The 23,189-nt window shown below is 60.3% G+C and carries 23 protein-coding genes; 13 read left to right on the forward strand and 10 right to left on the reverse strand.

Annotated features, from left to right (window positions below; genetic code table 11):
• Positions 1 to 16 precede the first annotated feature (16 nt).
• A complete protein-coding gene (locus BM132_RS00495) occupies positions 17 to 2,092 on the reverse strand; it encodes an AsmA family protein (protein WP_092452296.1) in 2,076 nt (691 codons plus the stop codon).
• Positions 2,093 to 2,479: 387 nt separating this feature from the next.
• Between BM132_RS00495 and BM132_RS00500 the strand changes: the two genes are divergently transcribed.
• The 7 genes from BM132_RS00500 (at position 2,480) to BM132_RS00530 (ending at position 7,779) form a co-directional block, all read left to right on the forward strand.
• Positions 2,480 to 2,989 carry a hypothetical protein gene (locus tag BM132_RS00500; RefSeq protein ID WP_092452300.1) on the forward strand — a complete coding sequence of 170 codons (510 nt, stop codon included), beginning with the start codon at positions 2,480 to 2,482 and terminating at the stop codon, positions 2,987 to 2,989.
• Positions 2,990 to 3,145: 156 nt separating this feature from the next.
• Positions 3,146 to 3,778, forward strand: coding sequence for a TetR family transcriptional regulator (locus BM132_RS00505; RefSeq protein ID WP_092395810.1), 633 nt, complete (start codon positions 3,146 to 3,148; stop codon positions 3,776 to 3,778).
• Positions 3,779 to 4,050: 272 nt separating this feature from the next.
• Positions 4,051 to 4,551, forward strand: coding sequence for an urease accessory protein UreE (gene ureE / locus BM132_RS00510; protein ID WP_092395808.1), 501 nt, complete (start codon positions 4,051 to 4,053; stop codon positions 4,549 to 4,551).
• The gene (locus BM132_RS00515; RefSeq protein ID WP_092452303.1) at positions 4,548 to 5,222 is read left to right on the forward strand and encodes an urease accessory protein UreF; all 675 of its coding nucleotides are present in this window, start codon (positions 4,548 to 4,550) and stop codon (positions 5,220 to 5,222) included. Before ureE ends, BM132_RS00515 begins: the two co-directional genes overlap by 4 nt.
• A 9-nt stretch (positions 5,223 to 5,231) precedes the next feature.
• On the forward strand, positions 5,232 to 5,846 hold the full coding sequence (ureG, locus tag BM132_RS00520; RefSeq protein ID WP_092395804.1) for an urease accessory protein UreG: 615 nt from the start codon (positions 5,232 to 5,234) through the stop codon (positions 5,844 to 5,846).
• A gap of 45 nt (positions 5,847 to 5,891) precedes the next feature.
• Positions 5,892 to 6,464 (forward strand): HupE/UreJ family protein, encoded by a 573-nt coding sequence (locus BM132_RS00525; RefSeq protein WP_092452306.1) that lies wholly within the window; start codon positions 5,892 to 5,894, stop codon positions 6,462 to 6,464.
• 184 nt (positions 6,465 to 6,648) lie between these two features.
• Positions 6,649 to 7,779 carry an AGE family epimerase/isomerase gene (locus BM132_RS00530; protein ID WP_092452310.1) on the forward strand — a complete coding sequence of 377 codons (1,131 nt, stop codon included), beginning with the start codon at positions 6,649 to 6,651 and terminating at the stop codon, positions 7,777 to 7,779.
• Between the two features lie 183 nt (positions 7,780 to 7,962).
• Here BM132_RS00530 and BM132_RS00535 read toward each other — a convergent pair whose 3' ends face one another.
• From BM132_RS00535 to BM132_RS00575, 8 genes are all read right to left on the reverse strand, one after another.
• Complete coding sequence (locus BM132_RS00535) at positions 7,963 to 8,727, reverse strand: SDR family oxidoreductase (protein ID WP_092452313.1); 765 nt, start codon at positions 8,725 to 8,727, stop codon at positions 7,963 to 7,965.
• Positions 8,728 to 9,575: 848 nt separating this feature from the next.
• On the reverse strand, positions 9,576 to 10,292 hold the full coding sequence (locus BM132_RS00545) for an ABC transporter ATP-binding protein (RefSeq protein ID WP_092395796.1): 717 nt from the start codon (positions 10,290 to 10,292) through the stop codon (positions 9,576 to 9,578).
• The gene (locus tag BM132_RS00550) at positions 10,289 to 11,161 is read right to left on the reverse strand and encodes an ABC transporter ATP-binding protein (protein WP_092395794.1); all 873 of its coding nucleotides are present in this window, start codon (positions 11,159 to 11,161) and stop codon (positions 10,289 to 10,291) included. The genes BM132_RS00545 and BM132_RS00550 overlap by 4 nt, the downstream gene beginning before the upstream one ends.
• On the reverse strand, positions 11,158 to 12,438 hold the full coding sequence (gene livM / locus BM132_RS00555; RefSeq protein WP_092452316.1) for a high-affinity branched-chain amino acid ABC transporter permease LivM: 1,281 nt from the start codon (positions 12,436 to 12,438) through the stop codon (positions 11,158 to 11,160). Before livM ends, BM132_RS00550 begins: the two co-directional genes overlap by 4 nt.
• Positions 12,439 to 12,440: 2 nt before the next feature.
• Entirely contained in the window at positions 12,441 to 13,355 is a 915-nt protein-coding gene (locus BM132_RS00560; RefSeq protein ID WP_092395790.1) for an ABC transporter permease subunit, read from the reverse strand.
• Positions 13,356 to 13,526: 171 nt separating this feature from the next.
• A complete protein-coding gene (locus tag BM132_RS00565) occupies positions 13,527 to 14,663 on the reverse strand; it encodes a branched-chain amino acid ABC transporter substrate-binding protein (RefSeq protein ID WP_092395788.1) in 1,137 nt (378 codons plus the stop codon).
• A gap of 365 nt (positions 14,664 to 15,028) precedes the next feature.
• Complete coding sequence (locus tag BM132_RS00570) at positions 15,029 to 16,312, reverse strand: L-pipecolate oxidase (protein ID WP_092452319.1); 1,284 nt, start codon at positions 16,310 to 16,312, stop codon at positions 15,029 to 15,031.
• A gap of 157 nt (positions 16,313 to 16,469) precedes the next feature.
• The gene (locus tag BM132_RS00575; RefSeq protein ID WP_092452322.1) at positions 16,470 to 17,960 is read right to left on the reverse strand and encodes an L-piperidine-6-carboxylate dehydrogenase; all 1,491 of its coding nucleotides are present in this window, start codon (positions 17,958 to 17,960) and stop codon (positions 16,470 to 16,472) included.
• 177 nt (positions 17,961 to 18,137) lie between these two features.
• On the opposite strand from BM132_RS00575, the gene BM132_RS00580 reads away from it, so the two are divergent.
• The 3 genes from BM132_RS00580 to nadE all read left to right on the forward strand — a co-directional run bounded on the left by BM132_RS00580 (position 18,138) and on the right by nadE (position 21,352).
• The gene (locus BM132_RS00580) at positions 18,138 to 19,043 is read left to right on the forward strand and encodes a LysR family transcriptional regulator (RefSeq protein WP_092452325.1); all 906 of its coding nucleotides are present in this window, start codon (positions 18,138 to 18,140) and stop codon (positions 19,041 to 19,043) included.
• A gap of 252 nt (positions 19,044 to 19,295) precedes the next feature.
• On the forward strand, positions 19,296 to 20,501 hold the full coding sequence (gene pncB / locus BM132_RS00585) for a nicotinate phosphoribosyltransferase (RefSeq protein ID WP_092452328.1): 1,206 nt from the start codon (positions 19,296 to 19,298) through the stop codon (positions 20,499 to 20,501).
• Positions 20,502 to 20,524: 23 nt separating this feature from the next.
• Positions 20,525 to 21,352, forward strand: a complete 828-nt coding sequence (gene nadE / locus BM132_RS00590; RefSeq protein ID WP_047227330.1) for an ammonia-dependent NAD(+) synthetase — start codon at positions 20,525 to 20,527, stop codon at positions 21,350 to 21,352.
• 177 nt (positions 21,353 to 21,529) lie between these two features.
• Here the strand turns inward: nadE and azu are convergent, their stop codons facing one another.
• A complete protein-coding gene (gene azu / locus BM132_RS00595; RefSeq protein ID WP_092395780.1) occupies positions 21,530 to 21,976 on the reverse strand; it encodes an azurin in 447 nt (148 codons plus the stop codon).
• 156 nt (positions 21,977 to 22,132) lie between these two features.
• On the opposite strand from azu, the gene BM132_RS28600 reads away from it, so the two are divergent.
• The 3 genes from BM132_RS28600 (at position 22,133) to BM132_RS00605 (ending at position 23,168) form a co-directional block, all read left to right on the forward strand.
• Positions 22,133 to 22,258, forward strand: a complete 126-nt coding sequence (locus BM132_RS28600) for a hypothetical protein (protein ID WP_256244068.1) — start codon at positions 22,133 to 22,135, stop codon at positions 22,256 to 22,258.
• A 62-nt stretch (positions 22,259 to 22,320) separates the two neighbouring features.
• The gene (locus BM132_RS00600; protein ID WP_092395778.1) at positions 22,321 to 22,908 is read left to right on the forward strand and encodes an LOG family protein; all 588 of its coding nucleotides are present in this window, start codon (positions 22,321 to 22,323) and stop codon (positions 22,906 to 22,908) included.
• Between the two features lie 68 nt (positions 22,909 to 22,976).
• A complete protein-coding gene (locus BM132_RS00605) occupies positions 22,977 to 23,168 on the forward strand; it encodes a hypothetical protein (RefSeq protein WP_092452331.1) in 192 nt (63 codons plus the stop codon).
• Positions 23,169 to 23,189: the final 21 nt, after the last annotated feature.

Genomic DNA, 23,189 nt, shown 5'->3' on the forward strand with positions numbered 1-23,189 from the left:
GAGCAGGCTAATCTGGCTACCGGGTGGGCTTGACCGTCGCTGGCGCCTTGCCGGCTTTCATCTGTTCCAGCAACGGCGCGCACTGGTTCGGCTCGCCACCGCTGGGCGCAACCAGGGCCAACAACCCGGCCGCCGGCGCGGCAATGACGCCCAGCGCCACCATGCCGGCACCACGCAGCATCAATGGCACAGCCTTGACGCCCGCCGCGGGCTTGGCGAAGGTGCCACGCACGTACAAGGGCGAGCGCAGGGAAATCAAGCGCCAGCCCTTGGACTCCGGCGTAATGGTCAGGTCCAGTTGTTCGCTGGCCATGTTCGCCGTGCCATCGACGTAAATGATCGCGTTCGCGGTGTCGAACACGAACAGGCGAGTGGTCGCCAGGCCGGTCTTGATATCGAAGTCCGCCGCCGCGCAGTTGATCTTCACTTCCTCGTCGCCAAAGATTTTTCCCACCACATAGTTGCCGACGTTCAGCCCCGCCAATTCCATCAGCTCCCGACTGATGGCACCGTCGTTGATGAGCATTTTCAGCGTGCCATTGGAGCTGCCCAGCAACGCCGCCACCGAATTGCCACGGCCGGAGATATCGGCATCGCCGTTCAGTTCACCGAAGCTGGTTTTCATCGGCGCGAAACCGGGGAACAACTCTTTGAGCTTGAAACCCCGCGCCGTCAGCCTGGCCTTTCCCTCAAGGGGCCGGGTGCGACCGTTGAGGCGGATCTGCGCATCGAGCCGGCCACCGGCCACACCGAAGCGCAGGGGCTCGAGGCTGAGTTGGCCATCGTTGAGCACCAGGTGCGTGTACAGGTCGGTGAACGGTAACTGCTCACTGTGGACGATTCGTTTGCCGGTGAACTCCACGTCGGCATCCATCACGCCCCAGCGCTCAGTACGAAACTCTTCCACGGGCAGGACTTTGTCGGACGGCTGTTTGCTCGCCCCGCCGCGGGCCTTTTGTTGCGCGTTGGAGTCAGCACCGATCAGCGGCGCCAGGTCGCTGAACAACAGCTGATTGGACACCAGCGCACCACTGAGTTTGGGCCGCGGCTGACTGGCCACGTAAGCCAGGTCACCGTGGATATCGCTATCGCCAATCTTGCCGTTGAAGGCCTCATAACGAAACAGTGCCCCGCCCGATTCGTGGAGCTTGGCGATCAGGCGGCCATCGGTGGAATAGGGCGGCGAATCCGGCAGGGTCACGCCGGTCAGCGGGTAAAGATTGGCCAGGCTGTTACCGGCCAGTTTCAAGCGCAGGTCCAGCGCACCCAGATTCATCGGGTCAGTCAGCGTACCGGCCAGTTCGACACGGGTATCGCCAATCTTCGCCTGGGCCTGCAACGGAAAAGGTTGCGACGCATCCTGCAGGGCCAATAGACCACCGACCTTGCCGGAGCCTGCGAGGCTCTGTCCGTGATACTGGCCGTTGACCTTGAAGGCAAACGCATAATCCTGGGGAGACGCGCCCGCGTCCCGGGCTTTTTTCGCAGCACTGTCACCGACGATATCGCTGAACGGGATGGGGTTGCCCAACGGGTCGATCAGCAGGTCCAGGCGGGTTTTCAGCGTCTGGTCATCAAGGGTCACATGGCCTTTGTCAAAGCCGATGGTGCCAATGTCGACGGTCCAGCTAGACGGCTCGGCATCCGGGTCTTTCGGATCGAACTCGAACGTCCAGTTGGCACGGCCATCAGCCAGGCGTTGCAGGTTGGCATCGGGCTCGGTCAAGTCGATGCGGGGGATTGCCACTCGCCGGGCCAGCAAGGCCAGGGGCGAAATGCGTAATTCGACGCGCTTGAGCGTGACCATTTGTGCGGTTTTTGACCAGTCCGGGTTGCCCAGGCTCAAGTCTTCGGCCACCACATGAGGCCACGGCACCCAGGCCCGCCAGCCGCCCTCCTGCGGCTCACGTTGCCAAACCACCGCCAGGTTGCCATTGATGGCGAACGGGCGATGCAACTCTTCGGAAACCTTGGCGTTGAGCGGCGGTTTTATCCGGTTCCAATCGAAGAACGCGATGACCAGCACCAATACGGCCAGCACTACAACAAGGCTGGCGAGGGTCCAGGCGAAGATTTTTGAGGTGCGCGTCATGCACAAGGCTCCTGATGACAAATCTGCGTCCGGACAAATGACGCCTTGGAAGCACGAACCTGTAATCGGCTCATTGTGAAGAGTAGGACTGGCAATACGGCCAACTGGTTTAACACTTTGGGCGACGGGCGGTACAAAAAATTGAAAAAATCCTGACCAAACCGCCAACTACCTGTTACCGCCCCCGCACTTTTGCGTGGCATGAATGGGTATAAAATACCCACTGCAGTGCAAAACCACACCGCGCAAAGGCCCGTTCTAGAGCCTTTCCACAGAACAATCAATTCCGTTGATTATTACCATTGCCTTTATGAACTTTTATATCGACTTATCGAGAGTAGCATTGGCTCCGTACCCACTTTATCGCCCTCCCAAGGAGCACTGATCATGAAACGCCAATTGCTGATGAGCCTCACCCTTTCAATGCTGGCTTCCACCGCTTTCGCACTGCCAGCCTCCGAACAAGCCACGCCACAGGTCAAGGACAGCCGTTCGGTCTATAGCCAGACCGTTGCTGAAGATGGTTACGACCAGACCCGTCAAGGTCAGGAACTGGCTGAAGGCGGCTACGAACGTACCCGTCAGGGTCAGGAAGTTGCCGAAGGTGGCTACGAACGCACCCGTCAGGGTCAGGAAGTTGCCGAAGGTGGCTACGAACGCACCCGTCAGGGCCAGGAAGTCGCCGAAGGTGGCTACGAACGCACCCGTCAGGGCCAGGAAGTCGCCGAAGGTGGCTACGAACGCACCCGTCAAGGCCAGGAAGTCGCTGAAAATGGCCGTCGTCGCCTTGAAGAAAAAGGTCTGGTTGAAGGCGGTTACGAGCGCACTCCACAAGGCGAAGCCGTTGCCGAAGGCGGTGGTGACCGCGTGAACGAACGCAACAGCGCATTGAGCTGAGCCCATGGTGGCCTGCGAAAAAGCCCGATTCCTGCAATCGGGCTTTTGATTTTCCGAGACCCTCGTTTCCCCGCTTGATCCCCCTCTACCGTTCGACGTCGGCAAAGCCGATTTGCTAGAGTGCGTCGCTTCCGTGAATCAGAAGTCAGCCCTGCGATGCTGCCCCGCGCCGAACAGAAACAACAGACCCGAAATGCCTTGATGGATGCCGCCCGTCATTTGATGGAGTGCGGCCGAGGGTTCGGCAGCCTGAGCCTGCGCGAAGTCGCCAGGACCGCCGGCATCGTCCCCACCGGGTTCTACCGGCATTTCGACGACATGGACCACCTGGGCCTGGCACTGGTCAGCGAAGTCGGCCAGACCTTCCGCGAAACGATCCGGCTGGTACGTCACAACGAATTCGTCATGGGCGGCATCATTGATGCCTCGGTGCGTATTTTTCTCGACGTGGTGCAAGCCAACCGCTCGCAATTCCTGTTTTTGGCCCGTGAGCAGTACGGCGGCTCCCTGCCCGTGCGCAAGGCCATCGCCTGTCTGCGTGAAGGCATCAGCTCGGACTTGGCCGCCGACCTGGCACTGATGCCCAAATTGCAGCACTTGGACCTGCCTGCCTTGAGTGTAATGGCCGATCTGATCGTCAAAAGCGTGTTCGCCACCCTGCCGGACATCATCGACCCGCCCGCCGAAGCCTTGCCCGAGCACCTCACCCCGCAAGTGAAGATCACCCAGCAATTGCGCTTTATCTTCATCGGGCTCAAGCATTGGCAAGGGCTGGGCAGTACCGAGTAGCCGCCGAGATGTTTCCTTTGTGGGAGCGAGCCTGCTCGCGATAGCGGTGGGTCAGTCAGCGTTGATTTTACTGATGCACTGATATCGCGAGCAGGCTCGCTCCCACAGTGTTTCGTGCAAGCTGCAAAATGGTGCGCAACATCGAAAAGCGCACCATAACGGCACGCAATCCGCCCCATTCTGAAACGCCATCCCAGCTATTTCCTACATCCCCTTCGATTGGCAAGCCCCTTGCTCTAAACACAGCACCGTTCATTGCTGGAAGCCTTCCGATGCTGGTGATTCATCGCAGAATCGACACTCAACCCCGCTGGGACGCCGAGCTGCACCTGACCTTCGATGCCCGCAGCAAAAGCCGCCTGCGCTGTTTCAGTGCCGAGGGTGAAGACGTGGGTTTGTTTTTGGAGCGAGGCCAGCCGCCGCTCTACGATGGCGAATGCCTGCAAGCTGAAGACGGACGCATCGTGCGCGTCTGCGCCCGCCCCGAACAATTGCTGCATGTCACCTGCGCCAATGCATTCGAGCTGACCCGCGCGGCCTATCACCTGGGCAATCGCCATGTCGCCCTGCAAGTGGGCGATGGCTGGCTGCGTCTGCTGGACGATTACGTGCTCAAGGCGATGCTCGAACAATTGGGTGCACGCGCCGAAACCATCGAGGCCGCGTTCCAGCCGGAACACGGCGCGTATGGCGGTGGTCATCATCATTCCCGACACGGCGACGAAGATTTCAACTACGCACCACGCCTGCATCAGTTCGGCGTACGCACATGAATCCGGCATGGGCGCTGCTGCGTCTGGCCAGCCCGCAATTGCCGATCGGCGGCTACAGCTATTCCCAAGGGTTGGAGATGGCGGTGGATAACGGCCAGGTCAAAACCTGCGACGACGCCCGTCGCTGGATCAGTGATCAGTTGCTGTTGAACCTGGCGCGCTTCGAGGCTCCTTTGCTGCTGGCCCACTGCACCGCCGCCGCAGCCGACGACTGGGACGCCTTGCTGCAACACTGCGAGGAACACCGCGCCAGTCGGGAAACCCGCGAGCTGCATCAGGAAAGTCGGCAGATGGGTTACTCGTTGCAGCAGTTGCTGGTCGGCTTGCCGGAACTCGATGCCGCAGCACGGAGTTTCCTTGAACAACGTACCGAACCGCACCTGGCCCTGGGCTGGGCCCTGGCGGCCCGCGCCTGGAACATCAGCCCCCGGGACGCTCTTGCCGCCTGGTTATGGAGCTGGCTGGAAAACCAGTTGGCCGTCCTGATGAAGACCCTGCCCCTGGGCCAGCAAGCCGCCCAGCGCCTGACCAGCGAACTGCTGCCGCTGCTGCAAGAGGCCCAACACAACGCCTCGAACATTGATCCCGACCATTACGGCAGCGCCACGTTTGGCCTGTCCCTGGCGTGCATGGCCCATGAGCGCCAGTACAGCCGCCTGTTCCGTTCCTAGGAGACCCTCATGAATACACAACCTCTGCGCGTCGGTATCGGCGGCCCGGTAGGCTCCGGCAAAACCGCCCTGACCCTGGCCCTGTGCCTGGCCTTGCGGGAGCGCTACAACCTGGCGGTGGTCACCAACGACATCTATACCCGCGAAGATGCCGACTTCCTGGTGCGCAACCAAGCCCTGGCGCCGGAGCGGATCATCGGCGTGGAAACCGGCGGTTGCCCGCACACGGCGATTCGCGAAGACGCCTCGATCAACCTTGAGGCCGTGGATCAATTGAACCGACGGTTTCCGGGGCTGGATCTGATTTTGGTGGAATCGGGTGGCGACAACCTTTCGGCGACCTTCAGCCCGGAGCTGTCGGACCTGACCATTTATGTGATCGATGTCTCGGCCGGCGACAAGTTGCCACGCAAAGGCGGGCCGGGCATCTGTAAATCCGACTTGTTGGTGATCAACAAGATCGACCTGGCGCCGCTGGTGGGTGCGTCCCTGGAAATGATGGACAGCGATACCCGACGGATGCGCAACGGCAAGCCGTTCGTGTTCAGCAACCAGAAAACCGGCCAGGGCCTGGAGCAGATCATCGCCTTCATCGAACGCCAGGGCCTGCTGACCGCCGCCTGACTTTTCAACTTCAACGGTTCACACGCTCAACAAGGAAGCTTATCCATGACATACAAACGCCTGCTTGGCGCCCTCGCCCTGTTGCTGACTCCGGCCTTGGCCTTTGCCCACCCCGGCCACGGCGATAACGGCCTGATGGCCGGCCTCGGTCACCCCATCGGCGGGCTCGATCATCTACTGGCGATGTTGGCGGTCGGCTTGTGGGCCGCCCAACAACAAGGCGCAGCGCGCTGGGCGCTGCCGTGCACCTTCGTCGCCAGCATGCTGATCGGCGGTTTGCTGGGCTTTGAAGGCCTGGGCCTGCCTGCGCTGGAAAGCGGGATTGCCGCCTCAGTGCTGGCCCTGGGCCTGGCGGTGGCACTGGCGGTACGCCCGCCGCTGAGCCTGGCGATGGGCGCGACGGCGCTGTTCGCGCTGTTCCATGGCGTGGCCCATGGTCTGGAGCTGCCGGACATGACAAGTCCTTGGGCTTATGCGGCCGGTTTTGTCGCGGCGACGGCGGCGCTGCATGGCGCAGGTTTTGCGCTGGTGCGCGTTTTGCCACGAGCGGCGGCGCCATTGGTGCGTCTGGCCGGAGCGGGTTCGGCGGCGGCTGGGGTGTGGTTGTTGGCGGGTTGATTTTATCGGCGCCCTCCCGTCCGTCATCGCGAGCAGGCTCGCTCCCACAGGGTACGGTGTACACCGATCAAACTGTGGGAGCGAGCCTGCTCGCGATGACGGACGGGAGGGCCCCGCATCTCTCGAACTTGCCACTCTGTTACCATGTCGCGCAATCACCCTCCAGCCGTGACGACGCCCACCAATGCCCGATGCTTGCCGCCCTGCTCCTGCGCCTGAACTGACTGCCCTGTTCGCCACGGTACGTCAGCACTTTCACGAGGTGATCGTGCCGATGTGGCAAGGCCCGGGATGGAATGCCGAGCTGGCGCTGCCTTATGAATCTCTCGATACCCGGCACAAGCCGCTCGCGCCCCAGCGCTACCGGGCCATGGCCTGTGCGCGGCAGTTGTATGTGTTTGCCAGCCTGATCGGCGAAGTGCCGCAGGCCGAAGAACGGGCCGGCGCACTGTTCCGCTCGCTGCAGCGACACTTCCATGATGGCGAACATGGCGGCTGGTTCTACAGCATTGACCCCCAAGGCATACCGCTGGACACCGGCAAAGACCTCTACACCCACGCCTTCATCCTGTTTGCCTGCGCCCATTACTGGAGCAAGGTTCGCGAGCCGCTAGTGGAGTCGGTGCTCAACGCGGCCCTGGAAGTCATCGCCCGGCGCTTTGCGACCGGAGACGGCCTTTACGAAGCCAGCCTGGGACGCGATTGGTCGACCCGCGAATCCGGTCCGTTGCAAAACCCACTGATGCACCTGGCCGAAGCCTTCCTCGCCACCCTCTCGGTTCGCGACGACGCCACCGTGCGCCAGGCATTGCTGGCCCTGTGCGATGCCATGTTCAAGCACTTCATCGACCCGCAGCAGCGCGTCATGATGGAAAAGCCGGTCAAGGCTGTGGATAACTGGTTTGAGCCAGGCCATCAGTTCGAATGGTATTACTTGCTGGCCTCATCGTCCCTGTTGCGCGGCGGCAAGTTGCACACAGCCCTTGAGAGCAGCTTCAGCCGCACCGAACAGCAAGGCGTGAGCCCGCAGTCCGGTGCGGTGTGCGCCATGCTGAGCCTGGGACCACAGGTACCGCGGGACGCCACCCAGCGCATCTGGGCTCAGGCAGAGTATTTGCGGGCACTGACATTACGCCCGGGCAATCAGGGCGCATTGCTGCATCAACTACAGGCGTTGCAGCAGCACTTCCTGCATGCCAAAGGCTGGAACGAATGTCTGGACGCCGACGGCACTGTCAGCCGCCAGGACATGCCATCGACCACCCCGTATCACCTGCTGACCTGCTATCGCGGGCTGGCCGACTATCTGGCCTGACGCACCTGTGGCGAAAATGCTCGCCCCCCCCGCTCGACTGCGCTGTAGGAGCTGCCGAAGGCTGCGATCTTTTGATCTTGGCAAGATCGCAGCCTCGCTTCGCTCGACAGCTCCTACAGACCCAACGGGTGCAAGCACCCTCGCCACAGATGACCACATTTCCAATTCAAATAACGTCAACCGTTAAGCCTTGTTGCGCTCAATGGCAAACCCGGCCCACGTCTGGCTCACCGGCATCAACTCCAGGCTGTTGATGTTGATGTGGGCCGGCGTGTTGAGCACCCAGAAAATGGTGTCGGCGATGTCCTGCGGCTGGATCGGCTCGGCCCCGGCATAGGTCGCGTTGTAGCGTTCCTGATCACCGGCAAAGCGCACCAGGGAAAACTCGCTCTCGCACAGACCCGGCTCGATGTTGCTCACCCGCACACCTGTGCCTTGCAGATCGCAACGCAGGTTCAGGGAGAACTGTTTGACGAACGCCTTGCTCGCCCCGTACACGTGGCTGCCAGGGTACGGATAGTTACCGGCGATGGATCCCAGGTTGACGATCCCGGCACCACGGCCATGAGCGATCAGCCGCGGCAACAGCAGGCGGGTGCTGTAGATCAAACCTTTCACGTTGGTATCGACCATCGTGTCCCAGTCATCGAGGTCGCACTTGGGCGCAGGATCAACGCCCAGCGCCAGGCCGGCATTGTTGATCAAGCCCCGCAACTTGGCGAAGGACGGTGGCAGGTTGGCGATCGCCTCCTCCATGGCTGTGCGGTCCCGCACGTCAAGCACCAGACCATGGACTTCAGTCTGCTTCGACAACTCGGTGCACAGGGCGGTGAGGCGTTCTTCACGACGACCGGTCAGCACCAGTTTCCAGCCTGCTTCGGCAAAACGACGGGCACAGGCTTCACCGAAACCGGACGTTGCGCCGGTAATAAACAGGGTGTTGGACATCGTGTTCTCCTTGGGGCTCAAAACAGCCAATGAATGGAAATCGGCCCCCAGCATGCCCGGCCTGGCACAGCATGGGCAAGACTTCTGGAAGCAAGGTTTCCTTCGAGCATTGCTCATAAAACAACCAACCGGCGCCAGGCCTTATGAAACAAGGGCCACAGGCGGTTGCGCGCACCTTATCCACAGGCGGGTCCACAGCAATCGGGGGCAAGTACAAATCCTACAAGCCGCTGTGCATAAGGCTTTGCGAGGGGTTTGGAAAATTTTTTCCCTTGACCCTGGAATGCAGGTTGTGCAGATCGACTTATCTGCTATAAGCCGACGGTAAAAAGAACGATGGCTTCAAGCCAGTAAACTCGGCCCTCAGCGCGGTCTTTCCAGAGTTTAATCACAGACTTATCCACAGGCTTGCGCACAGATTTGCAAGCCTTTTGCGTGACTCATAAAAGTGTTGACAACCCACGCTTGTGCTTAGGTAAAAACGCCTGATCAAAAAACAACCATCAGCCTGAAAGCCCCGTATTCAGAGGCTTTCAGCCAGCTACTCCCACGTTACCCACAGCCGGTTCCACAGCAAACGGGGACAAGTCAAAACCGTGACAAAACAACTGTTTGCGGCGACTTTATGTCGCGGTTTCGCAGGGGCTCAGGATTGTTGTCCACAATTCTTCAGGCCAGCGCAAAACCCTGTGGGAGCGAGCCTGCTCGCGATAGAGGTGGGCCAGTCAGTATCCATGGCACTGACAGACCGCCATCGCGAGCAGGCTCGCTCCCACAAGGGATCCGCGGTGGATTCAAGGGATAAAAAAACCGGCGATCACTCGCCGGTTTTTTAGTGCTGGCCTGTGTCAATGCCCGCCCAGATACGCGTTGCGCACCTCTTCGTTGACCAGCAGTTCCTTGCCGGTGCCGGTCAGGCGGATTTCACCGTTGACCATCACATAGGCCCGGTCCGACAGCCTGAGGGCGTGGTTGGCGTTCTGCTCCACCAGAAAGATCGTCATGCCGGTGGACGCCAGTTCCCGCAAGGTGGCGAAGATCTGTTTCACCACGATCGGCGCCAGCCCCAGGCTGGGTTCATCGAGCAGCAACAACTTGGGCCGGCTCATCAGCGCCCGAGCGATGGCGAGCATCTGCTGCTCGCCGCCGGACATGGTCATGGCCCGCTGGTTGCGCCGCTCCTTGAGCCGCGGGAACAGCTCGAACATGCGCTGCATGTCTTCGCTGGCGTACTTGTCACCGATGGGAATGGTGCCCATCAACAGGTTTTCCTCAACGGTCATGTCAGGGAATACCCGCCGTCCTTCCGGCGATTGCGCGATGCCGTTGGAGGCAATGTAGTGGGACGACTTGTGCGTGATGTCCACACCCTGATAGATAATCTGCCCACTTGCCGCTCGCGGCTGGCCAAAAATCGACATCAGCAACGTGGACTTGCCGGCACCGTTGGAGCCAATCAGGCTGACGGTTTCACCTTCCCCAATGTGTATCGAGACTTTTTTCAGGGCCTGGATCGGCCCGTAGAATACGTCCAGCTCCTTGAGTTCGAGGATAGGTCCACTCATACCAGCTCCTCTTCATCGGCACCCAGGTAGGCCGCGATCACCTTCGGATCGTTGCGAATTGCCTCGGGACCGCCCTCGGCGATCACGTTGCCGTGGTCCAGCACCACGATGTGGTCGGAAATGCTCATTACCATGCCCATGTCGTGTTCGATCAGCACCACGGTCAGATCGTGCTCGTCGCGCAGCAGCCGGATCATCGCGCTCAGCGCTTCGGTTTCCTGAGGGTTGAGGCCGGCGGCCGGTTCGTCGAGGCAGATGATCTGCGGGCGGGTGCACATGGCGCGGGCAATTTCCAGGCGCCGTTGCTGGCCGTAGGAAAGTTCGCCCGCCAGTCGGTTGGCGCAATCCACCAGGTCCACCACTTCCAGCCAGTAGAAAGCGTGGTCCAGGGCATCGCTTTCTGCCTGGCGGTAGCCCTTGGTGTTGAGCACGCCTGCCACCAGACTGCGATTGACCCACATGTGCTGGGCCACCAACAGGTTCTCCAGCACGGACATTTCCTTGAACAAACGAATGTTCTGGAAAGTCCGCGCCAGGCCTGCGCGGTTCACCAGGTGGGTGCCGCCGAACATCTTGTAGAACACCCGGCTGGCGAAGGATTTGGGGGACACGAAGTCGGTGGGACGAAACGGCTCGCCCAACAGCTTGATGACATCGGTCCGTTCGCCGCGCACGTTGAGCTCGATTTTGCCCCCCGTGGCCTTGTAGAACCCGGTCAGGCAGTTGAACACCGTGGTCTTGCCGGCGCCGTTGGGGCCGATCAGGGCGAAGATCGAGTTGCGTTTGACTTGCAGGCTGACGTCGCTGAGGGCCTTGATCCCACCGAATTGCATCATCAGGTTTTCGACGGACAATACGACTTCGCTCATGGCGCTACTCCCTTACGCGGCGTCACCCCGGTACGACTGATGCGAATCAGGCCGCGAGGGCGCCAGATCATCATCAACACCATCAGCACGCCGAACAGCAACACCCGGTATTCCGAGAAGCTGCGCAGCAACTCCGGCGCCACGGTGAGGACAAATGCGGCGATGACCACGCCCACCGTCGACCCCATACCGCCGAGTACCACGATCGCCAGAATCAGCGCCGATTCGAAGAACGTGAACGACGACGGGTTCACGAAGCCCTGGTAACTGGCGAAAAACACCCCTGCCAGGCCCGCTGTGGAAGCACCAATGGTGAACGCCGAGAGCTTGACCAGCACGTGGTTCAGGCCCATGGAGCGGCAGGCGATCTCGTCTTCGCGCAAGGCTTCCCAGGCGCGACCGACCGGCATGCGAGTCAGGCGATGCTTGACGTAAAGCACCAGCAGCACGGTGATGAACAGCACGATGTAGATGAACAGGAATTTGACGTTGGGGTTATAGGTCAGGCCGAAGAACTCGTGAAACGGCACCCCGCCCTCCTTCGCTCGCCGGCCGAACTCCAGGCCAAAGAAAGTCGGTGACGGCACCGGCATGCCGTTCGGCCCGCCGGTAAACGACAGCCAGTTGTTGAGTACCAACCGGATGATCTCGCCAAAACCCAAGGTCACGATGGCCAGGTAGTCACCGTGCATTCGCAACACGGGGAATCCTAATATGCACCCGGCCATCGCCGCCGCGATCGCCGCCAGCGGCAGTACCGTCCAGAACCCCAGCCCCAGGTATTGGTAACCCAGCGCCAGGCCATAAGCGCCGATGGCATAGAACGCCACGTAGCCCAGGTCGAGCAGCCCGGCCAGGCCGACCACGATGTTCAGGCCCAGCCCCAGCAATACATAAATCAGCCCGAGGATGACCACCGTGAGCACATATTTGTTGGCGAAAAACGGGAACACGATGGCAATCACGATCAGCAACGGGATGATCCAGCGCAAGCGCGACTTGTAGTCCGGTGGCAGCACATGCACGCCGGAGCTCGTACTTTCGAACCCCTGGAGAATCTTCAGACCCTTGGGGGTTTGCAGAAACAGGCTCAAGGCAAAGCGCCCGGCCATTACGATCGCCACCAGCCAGCCCACCCGGGCCGGCTGCAGGTTGAAGCTGTAGCCGTCGAGCACCACGCCGACAATCGGCCCGAACACGATCAGCGAGATCAGGCCGGCCAGGATCGCGTCGATGACGCTTTTTTTGATTTCAATCGGTTTATTGGCAGCAGACATACTTATACCTTCGCCACGTGTGGGCGACCCAACAGGCCTTGGGGACGGAAAATCAGAATCAGCACCAACAGGGAGAAACTGAACACGTCTTTGTAGTCAGAGTTGATCAGACCGGCGAACAGCGACTCGGAGATGCCGAGGATGATCCCGCCCAACATCGCCCCAGGCAGGGATCCGATGCCGCCGAGAACCGCCGCGGTGAACGCCTTGATGCCGATGATGAAGCCGGCATAGAAGTCAAAGGTGCCGTAATTCATGGTGATCAGCACACCGGCCAGGGCCGCCATGGCCGCACCGATGACGAACACGTAGGAAATCACCCGGTCGGTGTTGATCCCGAGGATGGAGGCCATCTTGCGGTCTTGCTGGGTGGCGCGGCACATGCGGCCGAGCTTGGTGTACTTGATGATGTAGGCCAGCAAGGCCATCCCGGTGAATGCGGCGATCAGGATGAAGATCTTGGTGTAGGTGAGCTGGACGAAGCCGCTGCCGATGTCCACGCGCATGGCGCCTTCGAGCAACGTAGGCACACCCTGTTGGCGAGCGCCCTGACTGATCTGGGCATAGTTCTGCAAGATCAGCGAGATGCCGATGGCGCTGATCAGCGGTGCCAGGCGAGTGGAGTTGCGCAGGGGCTTATAGGCGACCCGCTCGATCACCCAACCGTAGACGCCGGTCACCACCACGGTGAACACCAGCGTACCGAGAATCATGAGAGGGAAGGATTCGATACCGAACCAGGCCAGCAGAGCCAGACTGATCGCCGCGAGGTACGCAGAGATCATGTAAACCTCGCCGTGGGCGAAGTTGATCATGCCGATGATGCCGTAGACCATTGTGTAGCCGATGGCGATCAGACCATAGACCGACCCGAGGGTCAGGCCATTGATCAGTTGCTGCAGGAAAATACCATCCATAACGCAATCTCACGCATTTGAGAGGCTGCACGCACACCGCTGCGACGGACCGGGGTTCAGCCGCCGACGCTGCACGATGTGCCCGCAGCTCTCGGGAGAAAAGACAGGTACTGCATGAACACGGGTAAATCGCCCGGCACCTGAGGGCGCCGGGTGATTCAGCCGTTCATGTCACTTCTGTTTTTCCAACTGATGGTATTTACCTTTATCGTCCCACTGATAGACCACGTAGTCGGAGACTTTCAGGTCACCCTTGGAATCCCACTCTTTCTTACCCATCACGGTCTGGACCGGATTGGCCTTGAGCCATTCGGCAGCGGCTTCGCCGTCATTTTTCTTGGCACCGTTGAAACCGGCAGCCAGGGCCTGGACCGAGGCGTAGGCGTACAGGGTGTAGCCTTCCGGTTCGGTGCCCTTGGCACGGAACGCGTCTACCACGGCCTTGCTGTCCGGCAGCAGACGTGGGTCGGCGCCGAAGGTCATGTATACGCCGTCGACAAATTGCGCGCCGCCGGCGGTGGTGACCAGTTCGTCGGTGACGATGCCGTCGTCGGACATGAATTTCACGTCCTTGAGGCCTTGCTCACGCAACTGGCGAACCAGTGGGCCAGCTTCCGGGTGCAGACCGCCGAAATAGACCACGTCGGCACCGGCCGCACGGATTTTGGTGACCACGGCAGCGAAGTCTTTCTCGCCACGGGTCAGGCCTTCGTACAGTACCGGCTCTACGCCACGCTTGACCAACTGCGCCTTGGTCGCATCCGCCAGGCCCTGGCCGTAGGTGTCCTTGTCGTGCAGGACCACCACTTTCTTGCCCTTGAGCACGTCAACGATGTAGTCGCCGGCGACGATGCCCTGCTGGTCGTCACGACCGCACATACGGAACATCGCGCTCAGGCCGCGCTCGGTAACAGCGGGGTTGGTGGAGCCTGGGGTGATGGCGATGATACCGGCATCACCATAAACCTCGGACGCCGGGATGGTGGACGAGGAGCAGAAGTGACCGACCACGCCGAGAACCTTGTCCTGGTCGACAAAGCGGTTGGCCACGGCCACGGCCTGCTTCGGTTCGCAGGCGTCATCGCCCTGTACCAGAACGATTTTCTCGCCGTTTATGCCACCCTTGGCATTGATCTCGTCTGCCGCCGCTTGTGCGCCTTTCATGTACTGCTCGCCAAATGCCGCGTTGGCACCGGTCATCGGACCCGCTACGCCGATCTTGACGTCGGCCTGAGCAAACGCAGAAACACCCAGCGCAGCTGCCACTGCGAGGGCCAGAAAGCCTTTCTTGTAAAACGTCTGGGACATGAGGTGGTGCTCCAAGGTTTTTTTTAGTTGGCACTGCGACTTCACTGAAAAGCTCAGAGCAAGCGCCGTGCCATCGGTTTTTTATTCTGAAAAAAGTCGCTGCTTTATTGTTATTTCGACTGTTTCGAGCCCTTTTTTATTGGGCGTGCAACCGTCTAAATCGCACAAGGTACAACCATAGAAACAAATGGGTACAACCCTCCCTGAGCCATCATTGCAACCATCACACGAAACGACGTGCAACCCAGCTGTAACAACCCGCGTCACCGAACTGCACACTGGCGGTGCACAACTGCTACAACCCGCACCATAACAGGCTAGACGTTGTGGTGGAAAACGAGCGCTGCGGCAACATTTTTCAACATTCAGATCACAATCCGCAGGCACTGGCCGGCGTGATACAGCGAAAAACCCGCTTCATACAAGCAACTGCGCAAGCCTGTCCCGGCCAGGGGCCGCATGGCGGCGAAGGGAATCGGCAACGCGCTGGCGTTGCCATGACACAGATAGTCGGCAAAGGCTTTGCCCACTACTGTGCCAGTCGTCACGCCGCGGCCGTTGTAACCCGTCACGGCCACCAGACCGGGGGCCGGCTCGAACAGGCGCATCAGGTGATCGGGGGTGAAGGCGATACACCCGGTCCAGGTGCATTCCCATTCCACCGGCTTGAGGTAAGGGAAGTAGTGCTGTTGCACCCGGTCGGCCCACGCCTTGAGGAACCAGGTGGGCTTGCGATTGCCATTACCCAGGCTGCCCAGCAAGAGACGCCCGTCCTTGTCCCGACGAATGCTGCTCAATACCTGGCGGGTGTCCCACGAGCCCTGGCCACCCGGCAGAATGCGCTGCGCCGCTTCGTCGGTCAGCGGAGCGGAGGCAACCTGATAGTAATAACCGGGAAAGAAACTGCGCCGCAGCTCGGTCCAGTCACCCTCGGTGTAGGCATTGGACGCGATCACCACTTGCTCGGCCAGTACCGAACCCTGGGCAGTCTGCACCGACCAGCGCTGGCCCTGGCGTTCCAGGCGGGTCACGGGGGAATGATCAAACAACTGGCCGCCAAGATCAGAGGCGGCCTTGGCCAGCCCACTGGTGTAGGCCATCGGATTGAGCGTGCCGGCCCGCCGGTCGAGCAATGCCGCCGCGATTTTCGAGGTGCCCGTGGCCTGGGCACACGCCTGGCCGGTGAGCAACTCCACCGGGGCACCACGACGCTTCCATTGTTCCTCACGGCTGCGCAGGTCCGCTTCGCCCCTGGCGTTGTGGGCCATGTGCAGGGTGCCTTCGCGCCGCAGCTGGCAATCAATGTTGTATTTGTCGACGAGGCTGAACACCAGCGCCGGTGCCGCCCCGAGCATGCGATTGAGCTGACTGCCCACTGCTTCGCCGAAGCCGGCTTCTATCTCGTCCGGCGGGATCCACAAGCCGGCGTTGACCAAACCGACATTGCGCCCCGAGCCACCATGCCCGGCCCGATGAGCCTCCAGCACGGCGACGCGCTTGCCTTGTTCGAGCAAATGCACCGCCGCCGACAAGCCAGTAAACCCCGCGCCGATCACGCAGACATCCACCGTGATTTCGCCGGTTAGCGCAGTATTCTCAGGTCTTTGCGGCGTGAGTTTTTCCCACAGACATTCTTCGCGTAACGGCATTGCCAGACTCCGGAAATGAAACCCAACCACTGCACATAAACTCATTGTGGGAGCGAGCCTGCTCGCGATGCGGTTTACCTTGCAACATCCATGTTGGCTGATCCGACGCTATCGCGAGCAGGCTCGCTCCCACAGGGGGACACTCGTTGACTCGACCTCAGTCGAAAGTAATCCCCTGCGCCAACGGCAACTCCAGCGAGTAGTTCACGGTGTTGGTCTGGCGACGCATGTAGCCGCGCCATGCATCGGAGCCTGACTCACGTCCGCCGCCGGTCTCTTTCTCACCGCCGAACGCACCGCCGATTTCAGCGCCGCTCGGGCCGATGTTGACGTTGGCGATGCCGCAGTCGCTGCCCACCGCCGACATGAATTGTTCGGCTTCACGCACGTCCGTGGTGAAGATGCAGGACGACAGGCCTTGAGGCACGGCGTTATTGAGTTCCAGGGCCTGGGCAAAATCCTTGTAGCCGACCACATAAAGGATCGGCGCGAAGGTTTCGTGGCGCACCACGTCGCTCTGCTCCGGCATCTCGACGATGGCCGGCGATACGTAATAGGCATTCGGGAACTGGTCTTCCAATTGGCGCTTACCACCAAACACCTTACCGCCTTCGCTCAACGCCTGCTCCAACGCATCCTGCATGCCTTCAAAGCTCTGCTTGTCGATCAGCGGCCCGACCAGGTTGCCTTCCAGCGGATGGCCGATGCGCACTTTCGAATACGCGGCCTTGAGCCGGGTGACAATCTCTTCTTTCACCGACTCATGGGCAATCAGGCGGCGCAGCGTCGTGCAACGTTGGCCGGCGGTGCCGACAGCGCTGAACAGGATGGCGCGCACGGCCATGTCCAGATCGGCGCTGGGGGCCAGGATCATCGCATTGTTACCACCCAGTTCGAGGATGCTGCGGGCAAAGCGCGCGGCAACTTTCGGCGCCACTTCACGGCCCATGCGGGTGCTGCCGGTGGCGCTGATCAACGCCACGCGCGGATCGTCCACCAGCGCTTCACCGGCATCGCGACCGCCGATGATCACTTGACTGAGGTACGGTGGCGCATCGCTGAAGTTCTTCAGCACACGCTCGAACAACGCTTGGCAGGCCAGGGCGGTGAGTGGGGTCTTTTCCGAGGGTTTCCAGATCACCGCGTTGCCGCACACCAGGGCCAGCGTGGTGTTCCAGGCCCAGACCGCCACCGGGAAGTTGAAAGCGCTGATCACGCCGACCACGCCCAGCGGGTGCCAGGATTCACGCATGTGGTGGCCCGGACGCTCGGAGGCGATGGTCAGGCCGTACAGCTGACGGGACAGACCGACCGCGAAGTCGCAGATGTCGATCATCTCTTGCACTTCACCCAAACCTTCCTGGGTGATCTTGCCGGCTTCCCACGACACCAGCTCGCCGAGGTCGGCTTTGTATTCGCGCAGCAGGTCACCGAACTGGCGCACCAGCTCCCCACGACGGGGGGCCGGCACCTGGCGCCACAGGTCGAACGCATGCTCGGCGCGACTGACTTGCTGCTCGACCTCTGCGGCGCCTTCCCAGTTCACGGCGCCGATGCGACTGCCGTCGATGGGCGAATGCACCGGTTGTGTGCCGCTCTGGTACAAGGCCGGTTCGACACCCAGGCGATCAAGCAATGCAGCAACCATGGTTAATTCCTCAAACAAAAGACAAAGAATTGGCAGCCGGACGATCACGGCTGATCAGACCTGTAGTTGTAGCTGGCCCGAGACTTGCCAACAAACGACCTTTAAGCGAGATATCATTCCGTTTATTCATGCTGGCCATGACCGGATAAGCAGAGCCACAAGAAATAAGGCCTCATCATGATCAATAAACGCTATCTGCCGTCGATCACGGCGCTACAGTGCTTCGAAGCGGTGACCCGCCACCTGAGCTTCACTCGCGCCGCCGAAGAGCTGAACCTGACTCAGAGCGCCGTCAGCAAACAGGTCGCACAGTTGGAAGAACTGCTACAGCATTTGCTGTTTCGCCGCGTACGTCGACGCTTGCAGCTGACACCGGCCGGGGATTTGTACCTGGGGGAGGTACGAAAAATCCTTACGCAGGTGGAGATGTCGACCCACTACTTGCGCTCCTACGGTGGCGATACCGAGGTCCTACGGGTTTCCACGCCGCCAACCTTCGGCGCTCGCTGGCTGGTCCCACGGCTCAAAGGCTGGCGCCTGCGGCACCCGAAAATTCATCTGGACCTGTGCAGCGAGCAGGAGTCCGACGACTTGCTCCAGGGGCGCAGCGACCTGGCGTTCTATTTCGGCCAGGGCTCACGGCCCGGCGCCGAATCCCTGAAACTGTTCGGCGAAGAACTGGTGCCGGTCTGCGCGCCTGGCAATCTGCCGGCCCAGCCCTTCAGCGACCCAACGCAACTGGCCGATCTGGTGCTGCTGCAAAACGCCTCACGCCCCCAGGCTTGGCACGATTGGTTCGCCAGCCAGGGTTATCACACCGAACACAGCTACCACGGGCCGCGCTTCGAAACTTTCTACATGTGCATCCGGGCCGCCCAGGTTGGCTGCGGCGTCGCCCTGCTGCCGCGCTTTCTGGTGGAAGAAGAACTGGCTGACGGCAAGCTGGTGATCCCCTGGCACTATGCGATGCCCAGTACCGATGCCTATTACCTGGCCTATCCTGAGCATTCGGCGGAAGTGCCCAAGGTGCGGCATTTTGTGGAGTGGATGCTGGAGCAGACCCAGAACCCTGATACAGCGTAGATGCTGCGACCTGCGTAAAACCCGTGGCGAGGGGATTTATCCCCGCTGGGCGCGTCGCGCCCCATTATTCTGGGGCCTGCTGCGCAGTCCAGCGGGGATAAATCCCCTCGCCACAGATAAATCTTTTGCCACAAAGAAATAGTGACCAAAAATCACTGGCAATACTCACCCAGGTTATGCGCCACTAGCCCCTTCACCACCAACCGCTGCACCCCGCTGCCCGCCGCAGCGGCCTGTCTGGAGATTCCCGCCATGAGCGAGAGTGTGTTTGCCGATCGCATCGTGCAGAACCTGCTCGACACCGACTTCTACAAGCTGACGATGATGCAGGCGGTGCTGCACAACTACCCCAACGTCGAAGTCGAATGGGAATTTCGCTGCCGCAACAGCGAAGACCTGCGCCCGTATCTGGCGGAGATCCGCTTTCAGATCGAACGCCTGGCCGAGCTGAGCCTGAGCGTCGACCAGTTGGGCTTCCTGGAGCGCATCAGCTTCCTCAAACCCGATTTCCTGCGTTTTCTAGGCCTGTTCCGTTTCAATCTGCGCTATGTACACACCGGCATCGAGAACGGCGAGCTGTTTATCCGCCTGCGTGGGCCATGGTTGCATGTGATTCTGTTCGAAGTGCCGCTACTGGCCATTGTCAGCGAAGTGCGCAATCGCTATCGCTACCGCGAGATCGTTCTGGAACAGGCGCGCGAACAGCTGTATCGCAAGTTCGACTGGCTGACCGCCAACGCCAGCGTCGACGAATTGTCCGAACTGCAAGTCGCGGACTTCGGCACCCGACGGCGGTTCTCCTACCGCGTCCAGGAAGAAGTGGTCAACGTGCTCAAGCACGACTTCCCCGGGCGCTTTGTCGGCACCAGCAATGTGCACCTGTCCCGGGAGCTGGACATGAAACCCCTGGGCACCATGGCCCACGAATGGATCATGGCCCATCAGCAACTGGGCCCGCGGCTGATCGACAGTCAGATCGCTGCCCTCGATTGCTGGGTGCGTGAGTACCGGGGCCTACTGGGAATCGCACTGACCGATTGCATCACCATGGACGCTTTCCTCAAGGACTTCGATCTGTTCTTCGCCAAGCTGTTCGACGGCTTGCGCCATGACTCCGGGGACCCGGTCATCTGGGCTGAAAAAGCCATTGCTCACTACCACAAGCTCGGTATCGACCCGATGAGCAAGACACTGGTGTTCTCCGATAGCCTGACGCTGCCCAAATGCCTGGAGATTTTTCGGGCATTGCGTGGTCGCATTAATGTCAGCTTCGGTATCGGCACCAACCTGACGTGTGACATCCCGGGTGTGGAGCCGATGAGCATCGTGCTTAAAATGATCAGCTGTGACGGGCAACCCGTGGCCAAGATTTCAGACGAGCCCGGTAAGACCCACTGCAAAGACCCGAATTTCGTCGCGTACATGCGACACGTTTTCCAAGTACCTGCCGCCCTTTGACACACCAAGCAAGGAGTGAATTCATGCAAGCCGTACAGCGTGAGATTGCTGAACAGCTCAAGGTTCAGCCACCGTTCGCCGATGACGCCGCCCTCAAGGCCGAAGTCGCTCGTCGGGTGGGCTTTATCCAGGATTGTCTGGTCAACTCCGGACTCAAGACCCTCGTACTGGGCATCAGCGGCGGGGTCGATTCGCTGACCGCCGGCCTGCTGGCCCAACGTGCAGCGCGCGAACTGCGGGAGAAAACCGGCAACGCCGCCTACAAGTTCATTGCCGTGCGCCTGCCGTACGAAACCCAGTTCGACGAACATGAAGCCCAGGCCTGTGTGGACTTCATCGAGCCGGACGAGCGCCATACCGTCAACATCGGTCCGGCAGTCAAGGCACTGGCCAAGGAAGTGCTGGCGTTCGAAGGCAAAGGGCCGGGCTCCCGGGATTTCGTGCTGGGCAATACCAAGGCGCGGATGCGCATGGTGGCGCAGTACACCATCGCCGGTGCCGAGCAAGGCCTGGTCATCGGCACCGACCATGCGGCCGAAGCCGTGATGGGTTTCTTCACCAAGTTCGGTGACGGCGCCTGTGACCTGGCCCCGCTGAGCGGCTTGGTGAAAAACCAGGTTCGGGCCATCGCCCGAGACTTCGGCGCGCCAGAATCGCTGGTAGAAAAAGTCCCCACTGCCGACCTTGAAGACCTGTCGCCCGGCAAGCCCGACGAAGCCGCCCACGGCGTGACCTATGGCGAGATCGATGCATTCCTGCATGGGCTGCCGGTGCGCGAAGAAGCGGCCAGAATCATTTGCGAGACCTATCGCAAGACCGAGCACAAGCGGGTGATGCCGTACGCCCCGTAACTACCGCTATGGTGGAGAGTCCCACTGTGGGAGCGAGCCTGCTCGCGATGGCGCCGCATCAGTCATATTGACGCTGACTGACGCACCGCTATCGCGAGCAGGCTCGCTCCCACAGGGCTCGGTTATTTGGCATAAAAAAAGCGCCCTGCGATGGGGCGCTTTTTTATGCTTGAAGGTTTACTTCAGGGTAACGGTGCCTTTCATCATCGAGATGTGGCCCGGGAACGAGCAGAAGAAACCGTATTTCTCATCGCCGCTCAGTTTCGACACATCGAACGTCACCGAGTCAGTTTCCTTGGCCCCAATGAGTTTGGTGTGGGCGATGATGCGGGTATCACCTTCTTTCAGGTAATCCTTGTCGATGCCCGCTTTCAGGCCATCGGAAGCAATGGCCGGCATGTCAACCTCTTTGCTCAGGACCCAGTTATGGCCCATGACGTTCTTCGGCAAGTTGCCCGAGTGGGTCAGTTCAACAGTGAAAGTCTTGCAGCTCTTGTCGATCTCGATGGCCTTGGTGCTGAAGGACATCTGGTCGGTCGAGTCGATGGTGGTCTTGCACTCGGCTGCCATCAGCTGGCTGCTGGCCAGCGTCAACAGGGATACTGCAGCAAGTTTGGCAAACATGGTGAATCTCCAAGGCATGGTTAGAAAAATTCCGTCAATGGGGAAGACTGCCTGAATTTCAGACAAGTTCCTATGACCTGAGTCAAAGATTGTATACAACTTAAGGCTATCAGCCTGATGAGCATAATCAACCAGCCAAAGGTATGAGGCGCCCATATGATCGGCTCCATCACCTCTCTGGAGTACCGCATCATGAACCTCAACAGCCTGCTGTGCAGCCTGCTTGCCGCCTACGCCTGCGGTGCCAGTGGCACCTACGAAAAACCCCAGCGCGAGGTTTAATTTGCTTTGCGCAACCAAAGCCAGGCTTTACTCTGGTCCCGTTACTGACCACGGAGTAAGGCATGTCTTTAGCGTCTGTTTGTGTATTTTGCGGCGCCAGCACCGGTAGCCACCCAGCCTATCGTGAAGCGGCGCAGGCCTTGGGGCGCGCGTTGGCGGAACGAAAGCTGACCCTGGTCTATGGTGGCGGCGCGGTCGGCCTGATGGGCATCGTTGCCGATGCAGCCCTGGCGGCCGGCGGCGAAGTGATCGGCATCATCCCGCAGAGCCTCAAAGACAAGGAAATCGGCCACAGCGGCCTCACCCGCCTGGAGATCGTGGACGGCATGCACGCGCGCAAGGCGCGCATGGCTCAGCTCAGCGATGCTTTCATCGCCCTGCCTGGCGGCCTTGGCACGCTGGAGGAGTTGTTCGAAGTCTGGACCTGGGGCCAGCTCGGCTATCACGGCAAACCGCTGGGGCTGCTGGAAGTGAACGGTTTCTACAGCAAACTCACCGGTTTTCTTGATCATATCGTCGGCGAAGGCTTCGTCCGTGAGCCCCACCGTGACATGCTGCAAGTGAGCGAATCACCCCACCACCTGCTCGATGCGCTGGATGAATGGCAACCGTCGGTGCAGCCAAAGTGGGCCGAACAAAAACCCAGCTAACGGCTCGACCCCGATACAGGGCAGAATACGCGCCGCTCAACCTCACCTTCGACCCCAGAGGATCGCCCATGGCCAAACCCAATTATTCCTTCGCCAAACGTCAGAGAGACTTGGCCAAGGAGCAGAAGAAAGAGGAAAAGCTTCAGCGCAAGAAAGCTACCGCTGAAGAAGAAGCAGCGGCACTGACCCCGGATACCGAAGGCGAAGTGGCGGCAGACGTTGATGTTGATGCACCGAAAGATCAGACGCCCGACGCCTGAGACCTCCAGGGTCCGATGATC

Origin of the sequence: Pseudomonas sp. NFACC45, from assembly GCF_900113505.1 — a bacterium.
Taxonomy (GTDB): Bacteria; Pseudomonadota; Gammaproteobacteria; order Pseudomonadales; family Pseudomonadaceae; genus Aquipseudomonas; species Aquipseudomonas tehranensis.